At 50.0% G+C, this 14,799-nt stretch carries 16 protein-coding genes; 12 read left to right on the plus strand and 4 right to left on the minus strand.

The window, feature by feature from the left end:
- Positions 1-151: 151 nt before the first annotated feature.
- The 4 genes from ACO0LG_RS18030 to ACO0LG_RS18045 form a co-directional block, all read right to left on the minus strand.
- The gene (locus ACO0LG_RS18030; protein WP_423028836.1) at positions 152-298 is read right to left on the minus strand and encodes a hypothetical protein; all 147 of its coding nucleotides are present in this window, start codon (positions 296-298) and stop codon (positions 152-154) included.
- 11 nt (positions 299-309) lie between these two features.
- Complete coding sequence (locus ACO0LG_RS18035) at positions 310-1,284, minus strand: quinone oxidoreductase family protein (RefSeq protein WP_423028838.1); 975 nt, start codon at positions 1,282-1,284, stop codon at positions 310-312.
- 28 nt (positions 1,285-1,312) lie between these two features.
- Positions 1,313-2,224 (minus strand): DMT family transporter, encoded by a 912-nt coding sequence (locus ACO0LG_RS18040; RefSeq protein WP_423028840.1) that lies wholly within the window; start codon positions 2,222-2,224, stop codon positions 1,313-1,315.
- Positions 2,225-2,731: 507 nt separating this feature from the next.
- Complete coding sequence (locus tag ACO0LG_RS18045; RefSeq protein ID WP_423028842.1) at positions 2,732-4,375, minus strand: helicase HerA-like C-terminal domain-containing protein; 1,644 nt, start codon at positions 4,373-4,375, stop codon at positions 2,732-2,734.
- 130 nt (positions 4,376-4,505) lie between these two features.
- Here ACO0LG_RS18045 and ACO0LG_RS18050 point away from each other — a divergent pair, with 130 nt between their 5' ends.
- The 12 genes from ACO0LG_RS18050 to ACO0LG_RS18105 all read left to right on the plus strand — a co-directional run bounded on the left by ACO0LG_RS18050 (position 4,506) and on the right by ACO0LG_RS18105 (position 14,302).
- Entirely contained in the window at positions 4,506-5,231 is a 726-nt protein-coding gene (locus ACO0LG_RS18050) for a YebC/PmpR family DNA-binding transcriptional regulator (RefSeq protein ID WP_423028844.1), read from the plus strand.
- A gap of 1 nt (position 5,232) precedes the next feature.
- On the plus strand, positions 5,233-6,507 hold the full coding sequence (purD, locus tag ACO0LG_RS18055) for a phosphoribosylamine--glycine ligase (RefSeq protein WP_423028846.1): 1,275 nt from the start codon (positions 5,233-5,235) through the stop codon (positions 6,505-6,507).
- 116 nt (positions 6,508-6,623) lie between these two features.
- Positions 6,624-7,523, plus strand: a complete 900-nt coding sequence (hemF, locus tag ACO0LG_RS18060; RefSeq protein ID WP_423028848.1) for an oxygen-dependent coproporphyrinogen oxidase — start codon at positions 6,624-6,626, stop codon at positions 7,521-7,523.
- Positions 7,514-8,188 carry a nicotinate (nicotinamide) nucleotide adenylyltransferase gene (gene nadD, locus ACO0LG_RS18065; protein WP_423028850.1) on the plus strand — a complete coding sequence of 225 codons (675 nt, stop codon included), beginning with the start codon at positions 7,514-7,516 and terminating at the stop codon, positions 8,186-8,188. The genes hemF and nadD overlap by 10 nt, the downstream gene beginning before the upstream one ends.
- 4 nt (positions 8,189-8,192) lie before the next feature.
- Positions 8,193-8,942 carry a ribosome silencing factor gene (gene rsfS / locus ACO0LG_RS18070; protein ID WP_423028852.1) on the plus strand — a complete coding sequence of 250 codons (750 nt, stop codon included), beginning with the start codon at positions 8,193-8,195 and terminating at the stop codon, positions 8,940-8,942.
- A gap of 97 nt (positions 8,943-9,039) precedes the next feature.
- Positions 9,040-9,510 (plus strand): 23S rRNA (pseudouridine(1915)-N(3))-methyltransferase RlmH, encoded by a 471-nt coding sequence (rlmH, locus tag ACO0LG_RS18075; protein WP_423028854.1) that lies wholly within the window; start codon positions 9,040-9,042, stop codon positions 9,508-9,510.
- 20 nt (positions 9,511-9,530) lie between these two features.
- A complete protein-coding gene (locus ACO0LG_RS18080; RefSeq protein WP_423028856.1) occupies positions 9,531-10,148 on the plus strand; it encodes a Maf family protein in 618 nt (205 codons plus the stop codon).
- A gap of 21 nt (positions 10,149-10,169) precedes the next feature.
- Entirely contained in the window at positions 10,170-11,642 is a 1,473-nt protein-coding gene (gene rng, locus ACO0LG_RS18085; RefSeq protein ID WP_423028858.1) for a ribonuclease G, read from the plus strand.
- Between the two features lie 540 nt (positions 11,643-12,182).
- Positions 12,183-12,842 (plus strand): hypothetical protein, encoded by a 660-nt coding sequence (locus ACO0LG_RS18090; RefSeq protein WP_423028860.1) that lies wholly within the window; start codon positions 12,183-12,185, stop codon positions 12,840-12,842.
- A gap of 2 nt (positions 12,843-12,844) precedes the next feature.
- The gene (locus tag ACO0LG_RS18095; protein WP_423028862.1) at positions 12,845-13,390 is read left to right on the plus strand and encodes a GTP-binding protein; all 546 of its coding nucleotides are present in this window, start codon (positions 12,845-12,847) and stop codon (positions 13,388-13,390) included.
- Complete coding sequence (locus tag ACO0LG_RS18100) at positions 13,380-13,763, plus strand: hypothetical protein (RefSeq protein WP_423028864.1); 384 nt, start codon at positions 13,380-13,382, stop codon at positions 13,761-13,763. The genes ACO0LG_RS18095 and ACO0LG_RS18100 overlap by 11 nt, the downstream gene beginning before the upstream one ends.
- Before the next feature lie 179 nt (positions 13,764-13,942).
- The gene (locus ACO0LG_RS18105) at positions 13,943-14,302 is read left to right on the plus strand and encodes a hypothetical protein (RefSeq protein WP_422950630.1); all 360 of its coding nucleotides are present in this window, start codon (positions 13,943-13,945) and stop codon (positions 14,300-14,302) included.
- Positions 14,303-14,799: the final 497 nt, after the last annotated feature.

Consider the following 14,799-nt stretch of genomic DNA (forward strand, 5'->3'; position numbering starts at 1 on the left):
GTCAGGTTATCAATCAAACTCAGACGCCAGCGTACGCGCCCAAAAACTTGCATTCTGCCAAGCCAGACAGGCTTGCGCAATGCCAGAATTTTACTAAACAGTGCAGTAAAACAACAAAGCTGCAAAATTGCAGCCTGGTTGTCAAACCTGTTTAATTAGTATAGTAAGCCTCTGAACCAAGCGTAATAACTACTATGAGCATGACGGCAAAAATAAGAACCAGCAGTAGTCGCCCAAATTTAGGGCTGCCGCTTTCTTTATCTGCCGTGGTTTTTGATGGTGGTGTTACTTCTGTCATATTTTCTTGCTCTAGGGGATCAATATACTGGAACCCGTTGTTTTACGGGCTTCCAGCTCACGGTGGGCTTGCGCCACTTTACTTAAAGGATAGCGCTGGCGTATGTCTATTTTAACTTTGCCGCTCTCCACCATGGAAAATAAGTGGGCTGCCATCTGTTCCAGATCATCACGTTTGGCCGCATAGCTCATTAAACTTGGTCGGGTGATGAACAATGAGCCGCGTGAAGCCAGCTCGCTCAGGCCAAATGCGGGCACTGGGCCAGATGCATTGCCAAAGCTGACCATCATGCCCAAAGGAGCAAGGCAATCCAGTGATGGAATAAAGGTATCCTTGCCGATGGAGTCATAAACGACAGGCACCCCTTTTCCATCCGTAATTTCACGAACTCGCTGAACAAAATTTTCCTTGTTGTAGTTGATGACATGGGCGCAGCCATGCGCTTTGGCCAGTTCGCCTTTTTCATCAGAACCCACCGTACCTATCATGGTGACACCGATGGCGCGTGCCCACTGACAGGCAATCAGCCCTACGCCGCCTGCCGCCGCATGGAACAGAATGGTTTCGCCACCCTGCAAAGGGAAAGTACGGTGAAACAGGTATTGCACAGTCAACCCCTGCAACATCATTGCTGCGGCAGTCTCAACACTGATGCTGTCGGGTAAACGTACCAGATTATCCGCAGGCATGATGCGGGCTTCAGCATAAGCGCCCGTTGGACGGCCAGCATAGGCTACCCTGTCACCAACCTGCACGTATTTGACATCTGCGCCAACTGCCTCAACGATGCCTGCTCCTTCCATGCCAAGACCACCGGGCAAGGCTTGTGGATACAGGCCAGTGCGGAAATACACGTCGATAAAATTCAGACCGCAGGCTTTTTGGCGCACCAGCACTTCACCTGGGCCCGGTGCGCCCAGTTCGACGTCAACATATTCCATGACTTCCGGACCGCCGGTCTGTTGTATACGGATTGCCTTGACCATTTACCCCTCCTGAATAAGTTTTCTGCGTTTAGGTTTTTTTCCTGGACAGCAAATACATGCCGCTCATGACCAATACTGTCCCGGCCAACTGCCAGCCAGTGATGGGTTCTCCAATGAAGTAAGCACCCAGGAACAAGGTCGATACGGGGCCTATCATGCCAGCCTGCGAAGCAGTGGCTGCACCTATGCGCTTGACCGCAATCATGGTCATGAATACTGGCAATACCGTACACATGATGGCATTCACTATAGACAACGAATATACAGCAAGCGGCTGCTCCAGCATGCTGGCCGGGCGCAAAATAAAAAACTGGCCTATGCACGCAGCACTGGAAACACACATCGCATAGGACACCAGCCGCAAAGAACCCAGCCTTTGCACCAGTTGACCTGACTGTATCAGGTAGATGGCGTAAGAAATCGCTGCTCCCAATACGAGGGCAGAGCCCAAAAACACATACTCGCCACCCAATTTAAGGTCATGGAAAAACACCAGGACTATTCCCATGTAAGACACCAGCAAAGCCGCCCATTCCAGCTTGCTAACGGCGCGTTTCAAAAAGAAGGCGGATATCAGCAAGACAAAGGAAGGTGTCAGAAACAGGATCAGACGCTCAAGGCCGGCACTGATATATTGCAAGCCGAGAAAATCAAGGAACGACGACAGGTAATAACCAACCAGCCCCAGAGCAACCAACCGCCAACGGTCAGCCTTGCTGAGACTACCTGATTTATGCATTTGCCAGACTGCAATCCCGGCAAAGATAGGTAGGGAGAATGCCATGCGAAAACAAATCAAAGTAACTGCATCAACGTGGTACCGATAGATCAGCTTGGCAACAATGGCTTTGGTCGAAAACAGGATAGCGCCAACCAGTGCGATGGCGAGTCCGCTCAGATAATGGCGTCTGGCGAGGAGATTCGATTGTTCAGTATGCATAAATCTTTAAAAAGAACCGTAAAGGTCTGAAGTGTTTTACTGCGTTACATCGTAATTTCACACATAAATTGCGCTTCAGAAAGCAATTAATTTCCGCGTAGCAAAGAACTAACAATGTTTCACATGAGATTTTACATTTAGTTGCCAAAAGTGACTTTGTGTAACTATTAAATCAATCATCTTTCCCTACACTGAGAAGCATGAACCACGTTGCAGGAGAAAACCAAATGTACACGCCACGCTTACAATATGCAGATCAACCAGTACTCCGCCCTAAACGCGCACAATCAGAGTCGCCACAAAAACAGGCTGCAAAAGTATCGCCCAAGCATAGTGAATCTGACCTGAACAGCATCTTCAGGCGTCTGGCAAATAGTCAATAAAGCTGTCTAAAGTGCTTGCAGCCTCATTACTGACAATTGCAGTGTTGTAGTGTTGCGCGTGAATGAAGGCAGTTGCATCAATTGACTCAACTGCCCCAGGTCACATCAATTGCGCAAACTTAGCTCATTTCTTCATAATAGAACCTAATACCCCGCGAATAATCTCGCGCCCCACCTGAGAACCCATGGTCCTGACGGTAGACTTGATCATGGTCTCAACCACATTATCCTTGCGACGCAAACCTCCGCCCCCGAGCAAGTTGCCGAATACGCTTTTCAATGTATCACCAACTCCACCACTACTCTCTTGCTGCTGTGCAGCCTGCGCTGTGCGACCTGCACTGAACGTTGGCCTGGATTGTACTGACGGTGCCGATGCTGTGGATGGCGCAGACGGCGCATTCCCCCAGCCATTGTTATCTGTTGTTGCTGACGCTGCCTTGCCGTCGGGTTGCAAACTATCTTCTTTATTCGCTGTAGCAGCACGGGCTGCCACCCGGCCAGTCAATTTTTCATACGCAGATTCACGATCTATGTGCTTTTCATAGACGCCAGCAACGATGGAAGTTTGCATGACTTGCTCGCGCTCATCTGCCGTTATCGCCCCAATCTGCGACGATGGTGGAACGATCAGGGCGCGTTGCACGATGTTTGGCCGGCCTTTATCATCCAGGAAGGAAATCAGGGCCTCACCAACACCCAGCTCGGCAATGACCGCCGCAGTATCGAGCTTGGGATTGGGACGGAAGGTTTCTGCCGCAGCCTGCACTGCTTTTTGATCCCGGGGCGTATAGGCACGCAATGCATGCTGAACACGGTTACCCAATTGGCCCAGCACGGTATCTGGGATGTCCAGTGGATTTTGCGTAACAAAATACACGCCTACACCTTTGGAGCGGATCAGGCGCACCACCTGCTCGATTTTTTGTAGCAAGACTTTAGGGGCCTCATCAAACAGTAAATGGGCTTCATCAAAAAAGAACACCATTTTGGGCTGATCGACATCTCCTACCTCTGGCAAATGCTCATACAACTCGGACAGCATCCATAGCAAAAAGGTGGAATACAGGCGTGGCGACTGCAGTAATTGATCTGCGGCCAGGATGTTCACAAAACCACGGCCATCGCCGTCGGTCTGCATCATGTCGTCCAGGTTCAGCATAGGCTCGCCAAAGAATTGCTCACCGCCCTGTTCCGAGATCGTCAACAATGAACGCTGGATCGCACCTACACTGGCGGCAGAGATATTGCCGTATTCGGTCTGGAATGCAGAGGCGTTCTCGGCCAGGTATTGCAACATGGCGCGCAAATCCTTGGTATCAAGCAGCAGTAGCCCATGGTCGTCAGCGATTTTGAAAGCCAGTTGCAAGACGCCTCCCTGGGTTTCATTCAAATTCAGCATGCGCCCCAACAGCAAGGGGCCAAGATCAGATACTGTGGCACGTACCGGGTGGCCTTGCTTGCCAAACACATCCCAGAATGTTACCGGGCAAGCCTGCCACTTGGGCTCATCGATTTGCAAGGCTTGCAGCCTTTGCTGCATCTTGCTGGTGGCGCTACCTGCTTTGGCCATGCCGGACAGATCACCTTTGACGTCTGCCATGAAGACTGGTACGCCAATTCCAGAAAATGCCTGTGCCAGGGTTTGCAGGGTAACGGTCTTGCCGGTACCCGTAGCACCAGTGATACAACCATGGCGATTGGCCCAATCAGACAATAAATTCAAGTCGAATTCGGTGTTTTTAGCGATCAACAAAGGTTTTGACATAGTTTTGGAGGGTGATTTGGGGAAGTCGGTCGGTGCCACTATGGTAAAATACTGGTCTTCATTATAAAACCAAGCCAGGCAAAATTGCCGCCCCCGGGGTGAGCTATTGTCAATTCAGGAAAGAGCGATCATGGCAGGACATAGTAAATGGGCCAATATCAAGCATAAAAAAGCAGCAACCGATGCCAAACGCGGCAAGATATGGACGCGTCTGATCAAGGAGATCACGGTTGCAGCACGCATGGGCGGTGAAGATGTCGATTCCAACCCCCGCCTGCGTCTGGCAGTGGACAAGGCAGCTGACGCTAATATGCCAAAAGAAAACGTCACGCGCGCGATACAACGCGGCGCTGGCACGCTGGAAGGCGCTGATTACGAAGAAGTGCGTTATGAAGGCTATGGCATAGGTGGCGCTGCCATCGTGGTTGACTGCATGACCGACAACCGCGTACGCACCGTGGCTGAAGTTCGCCACGCATTCAGTAAATTCGGTGGCAATATGGGCACTGAAGGCTCGGTCGCCTTTTTGTTCCAGCATTGCGGCCAGATGTTTTTTGCACCAGGCACGAATGAAGATGCCCTGATGGAAGCGGCCTTGGAAGCTGGCGCTGATGATGTAGTCACTGATGAAGAAGGCGGCATAGAAGTATTGTGCGCGCCCTTCAGTCTGTCTGACCTGCGCGCCAGTCTGGAAAAAGCCGGCTTCAAGGCAGAGGTCGCTGAAGTCGTCATGAAACCAAATACTGAGACCGTATTTGCCGGTGATGAAGGCATCAAGATGCAGAAGCTGCTGGATGCACTCGAAAACCTTGACGATGTACAAGAAGTATTCACCAACGCCATCATAGAAGATTAAGATGAAATTACTCGTAGTCGGCTCTGGTGGCCGTGAACATGCCCTCGCCTGGAAACTGGCACAATCTGAACGTGTACAAACCATTTTTGTCGCCCCCGGCAACGGTGGTACGGCTGCAGATAGTCGTCTGAAAAACATCAGCATCACAGACCCGGCAGCACTGGCAGACTTTGCCGAGCAAGAAAACATAGGCATTACCGTGGTCGGCCCTGAAGTGCCGCTGGCTGCAGGCATCGTCAATATTTTCCGCGACCGTGGTTTGAAAATCTTTGGCCCGAGCAAAGAAGCCGCACAACTGGAAAGCTCCAAGGATTTTGCCAAGGCATTCATGCACAGGCATGCTATTCCTACGGCTGAGTACCAGACATTTTCTGAGCTGGTCCCTGCGCATGAGTACATCAATGCCAAGGGAGCACCTATCGTCATCAAGGCCGATGGCCTGGCGGCTGGCAAAGGCGTGGTCGTTGCCATGACCGTTGAAGAAGCACATGCAGCAGTCGATATGATGTTGTCAGACAATAAGCTGGGTGATGCTGGCGCCCGCGTGGTGATTGAAGAGTTTTTGGCAGGTGAAGAAGCCAGTTTTATCGTCATGGTCGATGGCAAGAATATATTGCCGCTGGCGACCAGCCAGGACCATAAGCGTTTGCTCGACAATGACGAAGGTCCTAATACCGGCGGCATGGGTGCCTACTCCCCTGCCCCTATCGTCACGCCACAATTGCATGCACGCGTCATGCGCGAAATCATCGTGCCTACCGTACAGGGCATGGCCAAGGATGGCATCGTATTTACCGGCTTTTTGTATGCCGGCCTGATGATTGATGACCAGGGCAACCCAAAAACGCTAGAATTCAATTGCCGCATGGGCGACCCTGAAACCCAGCCCATCATGGCACGCCTGAAGACAGATTTGCTGCATGTCGTTGAACACGCAGTCAATGGCACGCTTGATACTGTGGAACTGGAATGGGACAGGCGTACCGCCATGGGCATCGTCATGGCCGCCTCTGGTTACCCTGATACACCTCGCAAAGGTGACAAAATCACCGGTATCCCTGCAGAAACAGTGGACACAGTGACCTTCCATGCTGGCACATCACTCAATGAAAAGACCTTGAATGTGACCGGTGGCCGTGTGTTATGCGTGGTTGGCCTGGGCGACACCGTCAAGCTGGCGCAAAAACATGCTTATGACGTGGTGGAAAAAATCCATTTCGACGGCATGCAATATCGCCGTGACATAGGCTGGCGTGCGTTGAACCGCAAACACTAAGTCCTCAGGTCCTGGTCAGGGATGCATTTCGATATGCGCAACCGATGTTTTAAAGTGGGTTGAGAATAGTCCGAGGACTAGTCCAGCCCCTTACGTTTTTTAGAGTAGATAGCAGAATGACGGATACACTCGCGGTTAAAAATTACTTCTTGGGCTTGCAGGCTGGTATAGTCGCGGCTCTTGAAGAAGTTGATGGCCATACTTTTATTACAGATAGCTGGGAGCGCCCGGAAGGCGGCGGCGGTATCTCGCGTGTGATAGAAGAAGGCAAGGTATTTGAACGTGGTGGCGTGAATTTCTCGCATGTCATGGGTAAAAACCTGCCACCATCTGCCGCTGCCGCCCGCCCTGAGCTGGCTGGCCGTCAGTGGGAAGCCATGGGTGTCTCGCTGGTCCTGCATCCACGCAACCCTTATGCCCCTACGGTACACATGAATGTTCGCTTTTTCACCACCCGTGCCGAAGGGCAGGAAGATGTCTGGTGGTTTGGCGGTGGCATGGACTTGACACCTTACTATGGTTTTACTGAAGATGCAGTGCATTTTCACCAAACCTGTAAAATGGCAGTACAGCCATTCGGCGCAGACTTGCATGCCCGTTTCAAGAAATGGTGCGACGAGTATTTTTACCTGAAACACCGTAAAGAAGCCCGTGGTGTAGGCGGTATCTTCTTCGATGATTTTAATGAACAGGATTTTGCCAGCAGTTTTGCCATGATGCGTAGCGTCGGCAATGCCTTTATTCCGGCTTATCGCCCTATCCTGGAACGACGCAAAGACCAGGAATATGGCGAACGTGAACGTGATTTTCAGGCTTACCGCCGTGGCCGCTATGTAGAATTCAATCTTGTATTTGACCGTGGCACGCATTTTGGCCTGCAATCTGGCGGCAGGACAGAGTCCATACTGATGTCCATGCCCCCCATCGTCAAATGGCGCTATGACTGGAAACCGGAAGCAGGCAGCCCGGAAGCCGCACTGGCAACAGACTTTCTGGTACACAGGGAATGGGTATAGACACTGCAACAAAACCTTGTGTTCTGGTGCTGGGTGGCAGCTTTGACCCTGTTCATCTGGGGCACATTGCCCTTGCCCATAGCCTGGCAACGGCATTGCAACCGGATGAGTTGCGCATCATTCCCGTAGGCCAGCAATGGCAAAAGAATGAGTTGCAAGCCACAGCGACACAAAGACTGACCATGTTGAAGCTAGCTTTTGAAAACTGGCAACTCTGCCCTGTCAGGATAGATGAGCAAGAAATCGTCCGCGCAGAACAGGGTAAAAGTAATTACACCATCGATACCTTGCACCAGCTACGCAGAGAAGTTGGCGATGAGGCATCACTGGTGTTTGCCATGGGGGCAGATCAGTTGCAAAATTTGCATACCTGGCGCAATTGGCAGGCTTTGCTCGAAGTAGCGCATTTGTGTGCTGCATCACGCCCGGGTTTCAGCCTTGATATCAGCAGCCCCGACATTGCTGATATCTGGAAGAAAAATGCCATCAGCGCCCTGGAAATGCGCACACGGCCAGCCGGTGGCACTTATCTGGAGAGAAATCTGGCGCAGGATGTATCTGCGACCCAACTACGTACTGAATTAAAACAGCATAACCCGACAACAAGATTGCTAGTCCCGCACAAGGTGCTAGACTACCTACAACAACAAACTATTTACCAATAAAAATATGGATATTAAAAAACTGCAAGCCTTGGTCATTGACGCTCTGGAAGACGTCAAGGCGCAAGACATACAATTATTTGAAACAAGTCACCTGACCAGCCTGTTTGACCGCGTTTGTATCGCCTCTGGTACATCCAACCGTCAAACCAAGGCTTTGGCCGCGTCCGTACGCGACAAAGTCAAGGAAAACGGCGGCACGATCATCAGCATGGAAGGTGAAGCGACTGGCGAATGGGTACTGGTCGATTTGGGTGATATCGTCGTCCATATCATGCAACCAGCCATCCGCGCCTACTACCGCCTGGAAGAACTGTGGGGCGACACACCTGTCAAATTTGGCGCAGCAAAGCGTACGTCCGCTAAAAAGGTCGAGGCTGAAGAAGAAAGCGACAAGCCTAAACGCGTCCGCAAAGTGGCTGGCAAAGCTGCTCCGCTGGAAGTTACGCATGACATGATGGCTATCCAGACCACGCTGGAAGATGAAAAGAAACCAGCTCGAAAACCACGCGTCACCAAAACTACTGGTGATGCTGATGGCAAGCCAGCACGCAAACCCGCAGCCCGCAAAGCCGCTGATGGCAGCGCTGCCAAACCGGTAAAACCAGCCAAGATACCAACTGGTGGCCGCGTTAAAGTTGCAGCGACTAAAACTGCCACTGCCTCTGCCAAGCAAGCCGCAGAAAAGCGTACCGCCAACGCCGCAGCAGCTCCAACAAAACGCGCTCCGGCTCGTAAGAAAGCAACAGAGGAATAATTCTCTGTTTAGTTTTAATCCAAATGGCTGCCTGGTGCAGCCATTTGTTTAAGGTCACCAGGTTTCTATCTACTATTCGCAGCAAACAGACAAAAACATGCAATTGATCATCGCCGCCGTCGGGCACAAAATGCCTTCCTGGATAGAAACCGGTTTTCAGGAGTATGCCAAACGCATGCCGCTAGAATGCCGCGTCATCCTCAAGGAAATCAAACCGGTAGAGCGCTCGGGCAGCAAAACTGCTGAGACTGTCATGGCACTAGAGCGCACCAGGATAGAAGCCGTGATACCCAAGAATGCCCGTATCGTCGCCCTCGATGAACGTGGCAAAGACTGGACCAGCGTCGCCCTGTCGCAAAACCTCACACAATGGCAGCAGGATGGCCGCGATGTCGTCTTCATCATCGGTGGTGCCGATGGCCTGGACGCAGAATTCAAGGCCAAAGCCGATACCCTGATACGCATCTCCAGCCTGACCCTGCCGCATGGCATGGTCAGGGTACTGCTGGCTGAACAGCTATACCGCGCCTGGTCAATTACCCAGAACCACCCTTATCACCGGGTATAAGTCATACCAAGGAGACCGCCATGCTAAAAGAAAATAAAATCTACCTGGCATCAAAAAGCCCAAGACGCCGCGAATTGCTGCACCAGGCGGGCATAGAATTTGACTTACTACTGCTGCGCGATGCCGCACCGCGCGGGCCAGATGTGACCGAAATCGTCTTGCCCGGCGAAGCACCAGAAGCCTATGTCAGCCGTGTCACCCAGGAAAAAGCAGACAAGGCATGGAAAATCATGCATCTGCGCAAAATGCTGCCACGCCCCGTGCTCGCCGCCGACACCACTGTGGTACTCGGCAAGCAAATACTGGGCAAGCCTGCCGACAAGCAAGAAGCCATACAAATGTTGAGCATGCTGGCAGGCCAGACACATATGGTACTGACCAGCATTGCCGTGCATTCTGCACAGGGCAGTGCCGCTGTCACCCAATGTTCTGAAGTCAGTTTTGCTAAGCTTGATGAACAGCAGATACTGGCCTACTGCAATAGCAATGAACCCTATGACAAAGCCGGGGGCTATGGCATACAGGGCGCGGCTGCCCGTTTTATTTCACACATCAAAGGGAGTTATTCTGGCATCATGGGATTACCTTTATTTGAAACCTGCCAGCTACTGCGTCAGGCAGGTATCTTTATTCCCTAAATTGAAGTATCAGAGAAGCTTATGAGCGAAAACCTCCTCATCAATATCACCCCTCAAGAAACCCGCGTCGCCCTGATATTTCAGGGTGCGGTACAAGAACTCCATATAGAACGTACATTGTCGCGCGGCCTGGTCGGTAATATCTACCTGGGCAAAGTCGTGCGCGTCTTGCCTGGCATGCAGTCTGCCTTTATCGACATAGGTTTGGAACGCGCTGCCTTTTTGCACGTTGCCGACATCTGGGACGCCCGCTCGCAAGACGCCAATGGCAATACCAATGCGCCACTGACACCGATAGAAAAACTGCTCTTCGACGGTCAGTCCGTCACGGTGCAAGTCGTCAAAGACCCGATAGGCACCAAAGGCGCCCGCTTATCTACCCAGATTTCCATCGCTGGCCGCATGCTGGTCTACCTGCCGCAAGATTCCCATATTGGTATCTCGCAAAAAATAGAAAACGAAGCAGAACGCGAAGCCCTGCGCGCCAAAGTACTAAGCCTGCAGCAGCCAGAAGAAAAAGGCGGCTTTATCGTCCGCACCATGGCAGAAGATGCCTCCGATGAAGATTTGAAAGCCGACGTTGATTACCTGCGCCGCACCTGGTCCACCATACTGCAATTAGCCAAGACTCAGCCGCCGACTACTTTGCTATATCAGGACCTTAATTTGGCCCAACGCGTCTTGCGCGATTTCGTCAATGAAGAAACCGATAGCATACAAGTAGACTCGCGTGAAAATTACATCATGCTGCAAGAGTTTGCCACGCACTACATGCCATCAGTACTCGGCAAGCTGCAACACTATATAGGCGAGCGCCCGCTGTTTGACTTGCATGGTGTGGAAGAAGAAATTGAGCGCGCATTGGGCCGCCGCGTTGACTTGAAATCTGGTGGTTACCTCATCGTCGACCAGACCGAGGCCATGACCACCATCGACGTCAACACCGGCAGCTTTGTTGCCGGCCGCAACTTCGACGACACCATTTTCAAGACCAACCTCGAAGCCGCCCACGCCATTGCCCGCCAGCTACGCCTGCGTAATCTCGGTGGCATCATCATTCTCGACATCATCGATATGGAGAATGAAGAACACAAGACCGCCGTCTTGTCAGAACTAAACAAGGCGCTGTCACGCGACCGCACCAAGCTATCGGTATCCAATTTCTCTGCCCTCGGCCTGGTCGAAGTCACCCGTAAGCGTACACGCGAATCACTGGCCCATGTGCTATGCGAACCCTGCCCTGCCTGCAGCGGTAAAGGCCAGGTCAAAACCGCCCGCACCATCTGCTACGAAATCCTGCGCGAACTGCTGCGCGAAGCCAAGCAATTCAACCCGAGAGAATTCCGCATCATGGCCTCACAAGTCGTGGTCGACATGTTCCTCGAAGAAGAATCCCAGCACCTGGCCATGCTCGGCGACTTCATCGGCAAGCCGATTTCACTGCAAGTCGAAAGTGTGTTTCATCAGGAGCAGTACGATATTATTTTGATGTAATGACTACCTGAACAATTCGACGAATTTCTCAAAAAAAATTGCCAGCGATATGCTGGCAATTTTTTTAAGTAATGAAACTGATGTACAAAAATGAACAGCATCGCATTGCAGCCGCGCTCTTTATATTTCAAACATTGTCATGTAATCCGTCCTGAACTGGCGTGAATGTTAAAGATAATTACTTCATTTTTTCAATTGCCTATTTTGACAATTGATTGCAGTGTGGCATGGAATTATTGTGTAAAGTTTCGGCAATCAGACTCAACGAAAAAGTGAATATATAGAATCATAGTCTTTAGTAAAAATAACGACGGCAATAATAAAATGCATAGCGTTGATTAGCACTAAACGACACTTAAAAAATGCGCTTGTTTAGCAAACCGGTAAACAGTCGTTTTTTCACTTTACGGTGATAGTATGCTGGTCAAGAAATATTTACTGGTCCTTGGTATGACGCATGCAGCTCAATCAATTGCATTAAAAATGTCTTCAACAGTGATATGTGTTTTGCTGTTAAAAGGTCCGCAATAAACCAATCTCATGCCTAATCGAAAAAAATTTTATTTCAGCTTACATGGTGTTGCTTTCAGGGATGCTGAGCTTTTCAAGTCGTATGTTCGTGTGCTGAACTTCAACTTGCAGCATCAATGGTTGTACCGTGAAACGTCACCTGATCTCATCATTTATGGTGAAGGAGTGGCCCCGTCCAATTCACAAAAAGATACTGGTGCATTGCATGCACTGACTCTCTCTGCATCAAACACAGGGGACGAAAAATACTTGTCCCTGCCATTGAATTCCATTGAAATTGCGACTGCTTTAAATCGCATAGGCATGGCAATCGGTGGAAATTCTACTGCGCCTGCAGCGACACAATTGCCAGCTTCTGATCTTGCGCAACATTATCGCCTGAAGCGATGGCCACCACCGAACCTGGTCAATACCCGTGACCGCATTCGCCTGGCGACAGTCATGACGAAGCAAGCGATTTCAGCAGAAACGCTGAATAAGAAATCTGGTCTGGATATCGAAATATGTAGGTCCTTTATATCGGACCTGCACTCGTCAGGACTGTTATCAAAAGAATCTATGGAAATGAAACTGGAAAATCCAAATCTACCATCTATGCCTGCATATATCCAACCTGGCGTCCTGTCGCGGATACGTAGCAAGCTGTCTCGCATCATGGGAACAGATTGATCATGGATTACAAAGTATTGTTTACCGGTCCTGCAGGCGCAGGAAAAACAACCGCTATCACTGCAGTAAGTGAAGTAACGACGCTGAATACAGATGTCAAAAATAATGACGTGGATATCGATAAATTGACCACGACGGTTGGGCTGGACTATGGAGAAATGTCTCTGAGTAATGGAGACAAATTAAGACTGTACGGCACTCCCGGCCAGCAACGTTTCGATTTTATGTGGGAGATATTATCGCGTGGTGCATTGGGCCTGATCATTTTAATTGATAACCGCAAGCCTGATCCTGTAGCTGATTTGAACCTTTATCTGGACGGCTTTAAGAATTTGATTGAGACGACAAGTTGCGTCGTCGCCATCAGTCACATGGATACACATCCTGAACCAAATATTGAATATTTTTGTGAACACCTTAATCAACGGGGCATCTTGTGCCCGGTTTTGGAAGCAGATGTTCGTGAAGCCAGGCATGTTGCTGAATTGTTAGAGTTACTGATGCTTCAGCTAGAAGCGAAGCAAGATATGGATAGTTATGCAGATTGATCAAAGTTTGACAGAGAACGCAAAAAAAGCAGTTGATTTTGTCCATTCGCAAGTGAAGGGAATAAAGGCGGTTGTGATTTCTACGGAAGATGGATTTGAAGTCGCCGCGCGCGTTGAAAGTAATGCACTGGTTACCCGCTTGTCTGCGATGTCGAGCTCGCTGGCGTCTCTCGGTGCATTGGCTGGTGAAGAAAGCAATCTTGGCGCTTGTGAAAACCTGATCATAGAAGCAAAATTTGGATTATTACTGATATTCCAGATTCAGAGAGAACAAGGTTCGCTGATCATGAGTGTGGTCGCAGGCCGGGATGCGATAGTCGGGCAAATATTATATTTTGCGAAGCAGGCGGCGCGTAATTTGCAGAATGCCTAAGGACTACAAAATCCTGGAGCAAAAGCCTCCAACAGGCAGGAAACAGGCCGTTGGAGAAACTGACCATCCGCTGAATTAAAGAAGCCCGCACATTATCGTGCATAGATTATTTCAAACAAATGTCGTTTAGGCGTCACGTCGTTTGTTTTTTCATTGACGTCCTCATTTTGGAGTTTTGAATGGCTAGTATTAATCAATCAGTACAAAGTTTACTGAGCCTGGATGGTGCGCAATGTGCAGCTTTGGTAGATTCAGGCAGCGGCATGATCTTGGGACAAGCAGGAAGCGGACTGGATTTGGAAATTGCAGCAGCTGGCAATACCGAAGTAGTTCGTGCAAAACTGAAAACCATGCAATCCCTGGCAATCGATGATGTGATTGAAGACATCCTGATTACCCTAGGCAAGCAATACCACATCTTGCGCCCTTTGGCCAAACACGAAGGCTTGTTTTTGTATGTCGTGCTTGATAAATCCAAATCCAACCTGGCTCTTGCACGCCGCAAAGTATCCGATATTGAAGCTGGTCTGGAAATGTAATTTCTCTGGCAAATGGCGTGATCTTTGCTCAGCAACTGTGTAAAGTCGGAAGCTGTCGCCGGGTTCCATGCCATTTGCATTGCCTCAAGCGAATAATGCATTTTTCATGTAATTTTCCTGAGGCTTCAATGGTTGACTCTTTTCTGGAGTCAGCCAAGCCTTCCCAAACTCCTCTACCATTTTAAAAGTAGCGAAGGAAACGTCAATGGGGATACATATTATTCGATTGCTTGCTGAATTGGCCTGTCAGTCAGTTTGATCCAGCTTCTACTTCCTGGCGAAGGCTGCCACCTGTCATATCTCCCCTTCAAATCTCAATTCTTTCAAATCCTCGTGAAACTGTTTTGATCTGCGTCGTTGCTTACGATTTTTTTGCTGCTTCGTTCTTAAGTCAGCTTGAAAGCGCAATGCATATTTATCGATGCATTGCTTGTTTGCCTCTCTGCATAGGCAGACTCAGTGACTTCAAAAAATAGATGGCGCTGCGTGGGTAGCGC

Source organism: Undibacterium sp. Ji42W (assembly GCF_049340405.1).
Classification (GTDB): Bacteria; Pseudomonadota; Gammaproteobacteria; order Burkholderiales; family Burkholderiaceae_D; genus Undibacterium.